The sequence below is a fragment of the Ralstonia sp. OTU4908 genome, from assembly GCF_038440115.1.
GTDB classification, from domain to species: Bacteria; Pseudomonadota; Gammaproteobacteria; order Burkholderiales; family Burkholderiaceae; genus Ralstonia; species Ralstonia pickettii.
In genome coordinates this window covers 16,825-27,136 of sequence record NZ_JASATD010000045.1, presented here as the reverse complement: position 1 = coordinate 27,136, position 10,312 = coordinate 16,825, and the positions used below count along the sequence as shown (strand labels likewise).

The following is a 10,312-nucleotide window of genomic DNA, read 5'->3' as shown; positions in this document are numbered from 1 at the left end:
TCCGGCCGATCCTTCTCCGACGGACACTTCATGGCCGCAAACCCTGCACATGCGTTTGACCTGATCGTGATCGGCGCCGGTTCGGCCGGGCTCGCGGCTGCGCGCCGGTCTGCGCAACTGGGCGCGCGCACGCTGCTGATCGACCGCGCGCAAGTGGGCGGCACCTGCGTCAACCGCGGGTGCGTACCCAAGAAACTGCTCCGCTACGGCGCCGCCTGGTCGCAGACGATGGCTCGATGCTTGCTCGCAGCGCACACCTCGGACGCCTCGGAAGCCTGGGCCGATGCCATCGCCCGCACGCGCGCCGAGGTCGCGCGGCTGCACGAAGCGCATGTCGTCCAGTTGGCCGATGCCGGCGTGCAATGGCTGAGCGGCATGGCTTCGCTGCGCGGCCGCGGCATCGTCCGGGTGCAAGCCGAGTCCGGCAAGACCACGCTGCGTGCGCGCCAGATCGTGCTGGCCGCCGGTGCGCGACCCACGCCGCTTCCCGTACCCGGCGCCGAATTGGCCTGCACTTCCGACGACGTGTTCGGCTGGGACACGCTGCCCGCCTCGCTCATCATCGCGGGCGGCGGTGTCATCGCGGTGGAAATGGCGTCCACGCTGGCGCGCTTCGGCGTGCGGGTCACCGTGCTGACGCGCGATGCGCGCGTGCTGCCTGAATTTGACGCCACGGTGGCTGAGGCCGCTGCGCAGTCGCTCGCCGGCTGCGGCGTCGACCTGATCCTGAACGCCGACGTCGTCCGCGTCGAACGCGATGCCGTGAACGGCGGCGGCGTGGCCGTCTACGCGAGCGCCGAGGGCAGCGACGTTCCCCGCGTGCTGCGCGCCCAGCGCATGCTGAGCGCCATCGGACGCACGTCGAACATCGCAGGCCTTGGCCTGGAGGCCGCAGGCGTCACGCTCGATGCGCACGGGCGCATTGCCGTCGACCGCCACTTCCGTACACGCGCCCGCGGCGTCCATGCAGTCGGCGACGTCTGCGGCGGCAGCCCGTTGCAATTGACGCCCGTGGCCGTCGCGCAGGGCCGCTACGTGGCCGAACGCCTGTTCGGCAAAGGGATCAAGCTGCCTGACATGAACACCGTGCCGATGGCCGTGTTCTGCGATCCGGCCATCGCCAGCGTGGGCCTGACCGAGGCCGACGCGCGCACGCGCTGGCCCGAACTTGGCAAACGAGGCCCAGACACCGACAAACGCGCCCTGGCCGACCGCATCGACGTGGTCGTCCGCCGCTTTGTCTCGCTGGAGCAGCGCTTTGCGGGCTCGGGCATGGAATCGCTGATCAAGCTGGTGTGCAATGCGCGCAGCGGCCGCGTGCTCGGCGCGCACATCGTCGACAACGCCGCGCCGGAGATCATCCAGGCGCTCGCGGTGGCCGTGCGCATGGGCGTACGACTCAAGCATCTGCAGTCGACTGTCGGCCTCCACCCGACGGTGGCGGAGGAATTACTGAGCATGTAAGCGCACTCGTTCAATTTTCCTGATCCCGCCCTGCAAATCCATGCACGTTACTGGCGCGGCGTCGGCGCAGAATGGAAGACACATTCTTCAGGAAATTTGACATGCTCCCCGTGCTCTATCTGTCCCATGGGTCGCCCATGCTGGCGGCCGATCCGGGCCCCGTCGGCAAGATGCTGGCGGCGCTCGGGCAAGAGATGGCTGCGCTCAAGCCCCGCGCCATCGTCGTGGTTTCACCGCATTGGATGACGCGCCGGCCCGCCGTCACCGCTCGCGCCCAGCAGGAAGCCTGGCACGACTTCGGCGGCTTCCCGCCGCAGCTCTACGCCCTGGAATACGCGCCGCCGGGCGCGCCCGACCTGGCTGAACGCATCCGCACGCTGATCGACGGCAACATCGTCCCCGGGCTGGAAGAACAGGCCTCCACCGTGCTGGACCCCCGCCAGCCGCTGGATCACGGCGCATGGGTGCCGCTGATGCTGATGTTTCCGGAGGCGAAGATCCCCGTGGTGCAGGTGTCGTTGATGCCCGGCCTGTCGCCCGCCTGCCAGATGGCGATGGGGCGTACGCTCGCGCCGCTGCGCGACGAGGGCGTTTTGATCGTTGGCTCGGGCAGCTTCACGCACAACCTGCGCGCGCTGATGCGCGGCCCGGGCATGGCGCAGCATGGCGTGCCGGTCGAGCCGTGGGTGACGGCCTTCCGCGAATGGATGATCGAAACGATGACCGACGGCATCCGAAGCGGCGATTTCACCCGCTTCTGCGATTACCGCGCGCAAGCCCCGCACGCCGCCCACGCCCACCCGACCGACGAACACCTGATGCCGCTGTACGTGGCGCTGGGCGCGGCAATGGGACAGCCAGGCCAAGCCACGCCGGGCGGCGTGCAGGCCCAGCACGTGGTCGACACGGTGACGTACGGATCGCTGGCCATGGACAGCTTCCGCTTCGACGGCGCGGGCGCAAATCAGCCGCTGCTACGCGCCGCCGCTTGATTGACGGAAGCGACGGGCAAACGACTGGCCTTATGCGCGGATCAGCGCCGGCGCCAGCGCCGTCGGGTTGACCACGCTGTCGACGTTGCCCTGCAGGACATCGAGGATGTTCTGGAACGCGACGCTGAAGTACAGCTCGTAACCTTCGCGTTCGACGTAGCCGATGTGCGGCGTGCAGATGCAGTTCTCCATGCGCAGCAGGGTGTGGCCCTGCAGAATGGGCTCCGTTTCGAACACGTCGATGGCGGCCATGCCGGGTCGCCCGCGGTTGAGCGAGGTCACCAGGCCGTTTTCTTCCACCAGCTCGGCCCGGCTCGTATTGACGAAGAGGGCGGTCGGCTTCATGCGGGTGAGGTCGGCCACCGTCACGATGCCGCGCGTTTCGTCGTTCAGGCGCAGGTGGACGGACAGCACATCGGACTGCTCGAACAGGGCGTCTTTCGATTCCGCCACGGCAAAGCCGTCGGCGCGCGCCCGTTCCTGCGAGCCCTCGCGACCCCACACCAGCACATTCATGCCGAAAGCACGGCCGTAACCGGCCACGAGCTGGCCGATCTTGCCGTAGCCGAAGATACCCAGCGTCTGGCCCCTCAGGACCCGGCCAATGCCAAAGTTGGGCGGCATCGTGGTGGATTTCAGCCCCGACTGCTGCCACGCGCCGTGCTTGAGGCTCGCCACGTATTGCGGAATACGACGCTGCGCGGCCATCACCAGCGCCCACGTCAACTCGGCAGGCGCCACGGGCGAACCCTTGCCTTCCAGCACGACCACACCCTTGTCGGTACAGGCGTCCAGATCGATATGGCTGCCCGAATCGCGCGATACGCGGCCCGTCTGGCTGATGATCTTGAGTTTGGGCAGGCGATCAAGCAACTGACGCGTCACGCGCGTACGCTCGCGGATGAGCACGATGGCTTCAACATCCGCCACGCGTGCGGCCAATTGCCCCACACCCTTGACGGTGTTGTTGAACACTTTGACTTCGTGGTCTTGCAGCAGGCTGAAGCAATCCAGCTTGCGAACAGCGTCTTGGTAGTCGTCCAGTACGGCAATCTTCATCGACATCTCACTTCGAACAATGGTGCGCAGCAAAAAACAGCGATCCCTCGCGGTGGTATTCTTCCCATCCCTCGTCGCACGACAATCCGTGTCGACGTTTGGAATTGCCCGCCGCGGGCACGCAATTTGCGCAGCCCCGCTGGTGACGAGTCCTTGTTCTAGGGTCTGTTGACCTTGGTCCCGCCACTTTAGCGCACGCGGCCCTCGCTGCCCGGAAAAACCCACCTTCCGTCAGTGCACCGCTTTGTAACTGAATGTGAAATCAGCACGGCTCCCGTCCCTCCGCCTGCCTCATCTCTCCCTCTGGAAACCGCTGATCCGGCTCGCTTCCGATGCGCCGTCGATCGCTTTCCACCCCGCCGCTGGGCGCGGCCGCCGTGCTGATCCGACACCGATTTCTTTCTCACTTCCATTGGAGTTTTGGTCATGAATCAACCCGTGATGCAGGGCGTGCCCGCATTGAACGTGCCCGATTACGTGAAACACCCGCGCCTGATCGCGTGGGTGGGCGAGGTGGCGGCGCTCACCAAGCCGGAGCGCATCGTCTGGTGCGATGGTTCGCAAGAGGAATACGACCGCCTGTGCGCCGAAATGGTGGCCGCCGGCACGATGAAGCAGCTCAATCCGGCCAAGCGCAAGAACTCGTACCTGGCGCTGTCGGACCCGTCGGACGTGGCGCGCGTTGAAGACCGCACCTTCATTTGCTCGCAGAAGAAGGAAGACGCCGGCCCCACCAACAACTGGACGGCCCCGGCCGAGATGCGCCAGACGCTGAACGGCCTGTTTGACGGCAGCATGCGCGGTCGCACGCTGTACGTGGTGCCGTTCTCGATGGGCCCGCTGGGCTCGCCGATCGCACACATCGGCGTGGAGCTGTCGGACAGCCCGTACGTGGCCGTCAATATGCGCATCATGACCCGCATGGGCCGCGCGGTGTACGACGTGCTGGGCACCGACGGCGATTTCGTGCCGTGCGTGCACACCGTCGGCAAGCCGCTCGCCGCCGGCGAAAAGGACGTGCCGTGGCCGTGCAACCCGACCAAGTACATCGTGCATTTCCCGGAAACGCGGGAAATCTGGTCGTTCGGCTCGGGCTACGGCGGCAATGCGCTGCTGGGCAAGAAATGCTTTGCGCTGCGGATCGCCTCCACCATGGGCCGCGACCAGGGCTGGCTGGCCGAGCACATGCTGATCTTGGGCGTGACGTCGCCGGAAGGTAAGACCTATCACGTGGCGGCCGCCTTCCCGTCTGCCTGCGGCAAGACCAACTTTGCGATGCTGATTCCGCCTGCAGGCCTGAACGGCTGGAGGGTGACGACCATCGGCGACGACATCGCCTGGATCAAGCCCCGCCAAGACGCCAACGGCAAAACGCGCCTGTACGCCATCAACCCGGAAGCCGGCTACTTTGGCGTGGCCCCGGGCACGAGCGAGAAGACCAACTTCAACGCGATGGCCACGCTCAAAGAGAACGTCATCTTCACCAACGTGGCGCTCACGGACGACGGCGACGTTTGGTGGGAAGGCATGACCGACACGCCGCCGGCACATCTCATCGATTGGCAAGGCCAGGACTGGACGCCCGAGACCGCCAAGGAAACCGGGCGCAAGGCAGCGCATCCGAACGCCCGCTTCACCGCACCGGCCGCGCAATGCCCGTCGATCGATCCGCAGTGGGACAACCCGGCCGGCGTACCCATTGATGCGTTCATCTTCGGTGGCCGCCGCTCGACCACCGTGCCGCTCGTGACCGAAGCGCGCGACTGGACGGAAGGCGTGTACATGGCCGCGACAATGGGCTCGGAAACCACCGCCGCCGCCGCCGGCCAGCAAGGCGTGGTGCGTCGCGACCCGTTCGCCATGCTGCCGTTCTGCGGCTATAACATGGCCGACTATTTCGCGCACTGGCTCAATCTCGGCGAGAAGCTTGCCGAGAGCGGCGCCACGCTGCCGAAGATCTTCTGCGTGAACTGGTTCCGCAAGGACGAAAACGGCAAGTTCGTGTGGCCGGGCTTTGGCGAGAACATGCGCGTGCTCAAGTGGATGGTCGATCGCATCGAAGGCCGGGCGCAGGGCGATGAGCACGTATTCGGCGTGTCGCCGCGCTACGAAGAACTGAGCTGGGATGGGCTGGACTTCACGGCCGAGCAGTTCGCCAAGGTGATCTCGCTGGATGCAGCGGCCTGGAAGGAAGAGCTGGCGCTGCACGACGAGCTGTTCACGAAACTGGCGCACGGCCTTCCGCAAGCGCTGCCCGATGCCAAGACCCGCCTGGAAGAACGCCTGAGCGGCTGACGCCCGCTGCCTCCTCGGCATCAGGATAAGAAAGCCCGCCTCGCGCGGGCTTTTTTGCGTCCGCCCACAACAGGTTGCCCAAACAACGAGCAGTAATCCTAAAGTTTTAAATCGCGCGAATTACCCCTGCCACAAAACAGACCAATTGATTTTTAGCGAATCCGATTGTTTTGAAAAAAATACCGGCGCACACATGAAATCGATCATTATGCCGGCGCGAGCATAATCGTTATGCATTTATGCCAGACTTGAATCATTGCACGCATGCTATCGGCCAAGAACGTTGCCGGGCTTAGCTTTATGAAGAATTCACGTCAACCGTTCCACATCCCGGTTCGCGGGGGAATTGAATGAATTTCGAAATTTCAAAATTCCTGCGTGACGAATTCCTACGGGATTCTTATAATCCGGCAAAACGGAATCCTTTCTCTCTGAGCCAGAGGGGGGTTCATGACTAGAGGAAACGGGAAAGGGCGAACAAGCCTTATGCCAAAGGAGGTGGGGGATCCCCGCTTCACCGGCGCTCGGGGGGGCGCCGGCTCGGATTGCGCGTAAGCGATACCGCACACTGTGCAAACGATTGCATGGTCCGGCACGCTGCGACTGGCACCGAGGGGCTTGCAGACCTTTCTCAGGACCACCCTGGACACCACCCAGGAGGCTCCGCTGGCGATCGTCGACGGGAACAGCAGCATGACGATCCGCGCAAGGCCGACGGCCAGGCAACAGCGCCCGCAAGAAAAGACATGCGAGCACAGGCGCAATTGCCCGCATGGCACTCATAACAACGCGCACCGCAGACAGCAGAGCGCAGCCGCGAGGCTGCTCGCCGGAGTGTGTCGGCTGGTTAGACGGGAGGTATTACAAAGTGGGTATTCAGATCTTGCTGGTCGAACACGACCAGGCAGAGGGGGAGCGTCTGTCGTTTTCCCTGCGTGATGGTGGACACGATGTTCAACGGGTCAGCCATCCGGGCCAGGCGCAGGCTGCGATACTGGCCGCCATGCCGGAGCTGCTCCTGATGGAGTGGACGTGGCCCGAGCGCGAGTCGATCGACATGCTGCTGGCCTTGCGCGCCAACATGCAGACGCGCGGCCTGCCGGTCATTGTGCTGTCCCGTCATGGCGATGCGCGCGCCAAGATTGCCGCGCTTGACGCCGGTGCCGACGACTACGTCGTCAAGCCGTGCGACACCGGCGAGCTGCACGCCCGCATTCGCGCTGTGCTGCGCCGCCGCGCGCCGCACCAGCATGGCGACGACATCCTGCAGGTCAACGGCCTGCGCCTTGATCCGCTCACGCTGGGTGTGACTGCGCAAACCGAAACCGGCCCCCGCGCCATTGCGCTCAGCCCGCTGGAATTCCGCCTGCTGCACTTTCTCGTCGCGCATCCGCAACGCGTGCATTCGCGCACGCAGCTGCTGGACCGCGTCTGGGGCAACCATGTCTTCGTGGGTGAGCGCACGGTCGATGTGCACGTGCGCAAGCTGCGCGTGGCGCTGGCCGGTACGCCTTGCGACGGCCTGATCCAGACCGTGCGCGGCGGCGGCTATCGGCTCGTGGCCGGCACTGGAGGCACGACGGCCGCGCATGCTGCCGAAGCGATCGGCATGCAACTGGAAGCCGCAACCCGCAAGGCCGAACTTCCGTCGTACGGCCACATGCCGACGTCGCGTTCGCTGGCCAAGGAACCGGTGCGCCTGGGCGTCTGAGCCCAGATCCATACGCCGCGTATCGCACATCCCTGACCGCCGACCCCATCGCCGCTCGTGCCGGGCCGCGATGGGGCCGTGCGTGATCTCGCCCCATCAAGGAATTCAATATGAAGCTGTGGCACAGCGGTGTACTGCTGGCTGGACTGACATTGGGCGCGCACGCCCAGGAAGTCACGCCAGGTTTGTGGGAAAGCACGACGAGCGCGACGCTGAACGGCAAGCCGTTGCCGCACTTTGACGAGCAAGGCCGCCAAGTGCCGAGCCGCCCTGAACGCGGTTGCCTGAGCGCCAACGACGCCAGCGACGTGCGCGCCATGTTCGAGCGTTCCATCCGCCGTGATCAGCAAGGCTGTAAGCTCACGCGCTGGAACTACACGCTGGGCATGCTCAAGGTCACGCTGTCATGCGAAGACCCGCAGGGCGGCAAGGGCGTGCTGGAAGCCAGCGGGCCGCTCACGCCGACGTCGTACAACATTAGCGGCAGTGGTCAGTACCAGCATCCGCAGTTCGGGCCAATGAAGAGCGGCTTCCACTACCAGGGCCGCTACATCGGCGCCTGCAAGTCCTGAGCGACGTCGCCCCAAAAGACAACGGCCGGACTGCGCATGCAGCTCCGGCGGTCTTTGTTTGAAGGCGAGCCGATCAGCGTTGGCCTTCGCACCAGCGCTTGAGCCAGCCGAGCCCTTCGCTGGTGCCGGCACGCGGCCGATATTCGCAGCCGACCCAGCCGTTGTAGCCGAGCGCATCGAGCAATGCAAAGAGGTGCGGATAGTTCAGTTCGCCTTCGTCTGGTTCGTGGCGATCGGGCACGCCGGCAATCTGCACGTGGCCCACGCCCTCGACGTACTGCTTGAGTTTGACCGACAGATCGCCCTCCATGATCTGCGCGTGGTACAGGTCGAACTGCACCTTGACGTTCGTCGCGCCGACTTCCTTGCACACCGCATGCGCCTGCGCCTGGTGCGTGAGGAAGAAGCCCGGCATGTCGCGCGTGTTGATGGGTTCCAGCACGATGGTGACGCCCGCGCCGGCGGCCTCGTGCGCAGCGTAGGCGACGTTGCTCACGTAGGTGGCGTGATGGCGTGCGCGGTCTGCACCCGCGGGCAGCAGGCCAGCCATCACGTGCAGACGCGTGTTGCCGAGCACCTGCGCATACTCGAGCGCTGTCGCAATGCCGCGCTTGAACTCCTCTTCGCGACCGGGCAGCGAGGCGATGCCGCGCTCGCCGCCCGCCCAATCGCCCGGCGGCGCATTGAACAGCGCCTGCGTGAGACCTGTATCGTCAAGACGGGCGCGGATATCGGCCTTGTCGAAGTCGTAGGGAAAAAGGAACTCCACGCCCTCGAAGCCATCCTTTGCCGCAGCGGCAAAGCGGTCGAGGAACGCGTGCTCCTGGTACATCATGGACAGGTTGGCGGCAAAGCGCGGCATGACAGACCTCTGAATACGATTGCTTATTTATTGACCAGCTTCGGCGGCGTGCGCAACACGGCAATGCAGCCGAGCACCAGCACGCCCGCCAGCGCGTACATGCCGGCGGATGTGCTGCCCGTCATGTCCTTGAGCGCACCGATCATATAGGGGCTCACGAAGCCGGCCAAGTTGCCGACAGAGTTGATGGCGGCAATGCCGGCCGCAGCAGCGGTGCCTTGCAGGAACGCCGTCGGCAGGGACCAGAACAGCGGCGCGCACGTCAGCACGCCCGCGGCGGCCAAAGACAGGAACACGATCGACAGGGCCACGTTGTGACCCGCCATTGCCACCACGGCAAAACCGACTGCGCCCATCAGCGCCGGCACAACCAGGTGCCAGCGGCGCTCGCGGCGTGCATCGGCGCTGCGGCCGATCAGCACCATGGTGATCGCCGCACAGACATACGGAATGGCGGACAGCACGCCCACCATCAGGGTGTCTTTCACGCCGGCGTTCTTCACCAGCGTCGGCATCCAGAACGTCAAGCCGTATTGGCCCATGACAAAGGCGAAGTAGATCAGGCTCATCATCCACACGCGCGGGTCGGAGAAGACCTTGCCGATGCCGGGATGCTCCGTCTTGCCTTTGTTGTCTGCGGCAATGTTGGCTTCGAGGACTTGCTTCTCGTCTTCCGACAGCCACTTGGCCTTGCGGATGCTGTCATCGAACTTCCAGAGCACCAGCAGACCAACCAGCACGGCGGGGATGGCTTCGATCACGAACATCCACTGCCAGCCCTGCCAGCCGCCGCCGGCGCCTGTCCCGTGGAACGCACTCATGATCCAACCCGACAGCGGGTTGCCAAAGATGCCCGAGATGGGAATGGCCGCCATGAACATCGCCACGATGCGCGCGCGGCGGTGCGACGGATACCAGTACGTCAGGTACAGGATGATGCCGGGGTAGAAGCCGGCTTCTGCCAGGCCCAGGAGAAAGCGCATCACATAAAACTGCGTGGGCGTCTGCACGAATGCGAACGCGCCCGAGATCAAACCCCAGGTGATCATGATCCGCGCGATCCAGATGCGCGCGCCGATCTTGTTCATCAGCAGATTGCTCGGCACCTCGAAGAGGAAATAGCCGATGAAGAAGATGCCGGCACCGAGCCCGTACACCGTCTCGGAAAAATTCAGCGCCTGCGACATCTGCAGCTTCGCAAACCCGACGTTCACGCGGTCGAGGTACGCGACCACGTAGCAGAGCATGATGAGCGGGACGATGCGGCGCGACACGCGCGCGTAGACACTGTCCTCTTTTGAAACGGCGTGCGAAGGCAACGCCGCCGTGGTGGCGGTCGAGGTGTTCATGTGGTCTC

Annotated in this window: 8 protein-coding genes; 5 read left to right on the top strand and 3 right to left on the bottom strand. The window is 64.8% G+C overall.

What is annotated here, in order from left to right; translation table 11 throughout:
* The first annotated feature begins 30 nt into the window (after window positions 1-30).
* Both AAHM38_RS22665 and AAHM38_RS22660 read left to right on the top strand, forming a co-directional pair.
* Window positions 31-1,464, top strand: coding sequence for a dihydrolipoyl dehydrogenase family protein (locus tag AAHM38_RS22665; RefSeq protein WP_015856126.1), 1,434 nt, complete (start codon window positions 31-33; stop codon window positions 1,462-1,464).
* A 101-nt stretch (window positions 1,465-1,565) separates the two neighbouring features.
* Window positions 1,566-2,456 (top strand): DODA-type extradiol aromatic ring-opening family dioxygenase, encoded by an 891-nt coding sequence (locus tag AAHM38_RS22660; protein ID WP_116576865.1) that lies wholly within the window; start codon window positions 1,566-1,568, stop codon window positions 2,454-2,456.
* 30 nt (window positions 2,457-2,486) lie between these two features.
* Here the strand turns inward: AAHM38_RS22660 and AAHM38_RS22655 are convergent, their stop codons facing one another.
* Window positions 2,487-3,515: a D-2-hydroxyacid dehydrogenase family protein gene (locus AAHM38_RS22655; protein WP_116576866.1), complete on the bottom strand. Its 1,029-nt coding sequence runs from the start codon at window positions 3,513-3,515 to the stop codon at window positions 2,487-2,489.
* A gap of 426 nt (window positions 3,516-3,941) precedes the next feature.
* Here AAHM38_RS22655 and AAHM38_RS22650 point away from each other — a divergent pair, with 426 nt between their 5' ends.
* The 3 genes from AAHM38_RS22650 to AAHM38_RS22640 all read left to right on the top strand — a co-directional run bounded on the left by AAHM38_RS22650 (window position 3,942) and on the right by AAHM38_RS22640 (window position 8,093).
* Window positions 3,942-5,810 carry a phosphoenolpyruvate carboxykinase (GTP) gene (locus AAHM38_RS22650; protein ID WP_116576867.1) on the top strand — a complete coding sequence of 623 codons (1,869 nt, stop codon included), beginning with the start codon at window positions 3,942-3,944 and terminating at the stop codon, window positions 5,808-5,810.
* Between the two features lie 868 nt (window positions 5,811-6,678).
* Window positions 6,679-7,521, top strand: a complete 843-nt coding sequence (locus tag AAHM38_RS22645) for a winged helix-turn-helix domain-containing protein (protein WP_039373296.1) — start codon at window positions 6,679-6,681, stop codon at window positions 7,519-7,521.
* Window positions 7,522-7,631: 110 nt separating this feature from the next.
* Window positions 7,632-8,093 carry a DUF3617 domain-containing protein gene (locus tag AAHM38_RS22640; RefSeq protein ID WP_116576868.1) on the top strand — a complete coding sequence of 154 codons (462 nt, stop codon included), beginning with the start codon at window positions 7,632-7,634 and terminating at the stop codon, window positions 8,091-8,093.
* A 73-nt stretch (window positions 8,094-8,166) separates the two neighbouring features.
* On the opposite strand, the gene otnI is transcribed toward AAHM38_RS22640, so the two are convergent.
* Both otnI and AAHM38_RS22630 read right to left on the bottom strand, forming a co-directional pair.
* Window positions 8,167-8,955 carry a 2-oxo-tetronate isomerase gene (gene otnI, locus AAHM38_RS22635; protein WP_116576869.1) on the bottom strand — a complete coding sequence of 263 codons (789 nt, stop codon included), beginning with the start codon at window positions 8,953-8,955 and terminating at the stop codon, window positions 8,167-8,169.
* A 23-nt stretch (window positions 8,956-8,978) separates the two neighbouring features.
* Window positions 8,979-10,304, bottom strand: a complete 1,326-nt coding sequence (locus AAHM38_RS22630) for an MFS transporter (protein WP_116576870.1) — start codon at window positions 10,302-10,304, stop codon at window positions 8,979-8,981.
* Window positions 10,305-10,312 lie beyond the last annotated feature (8 nt).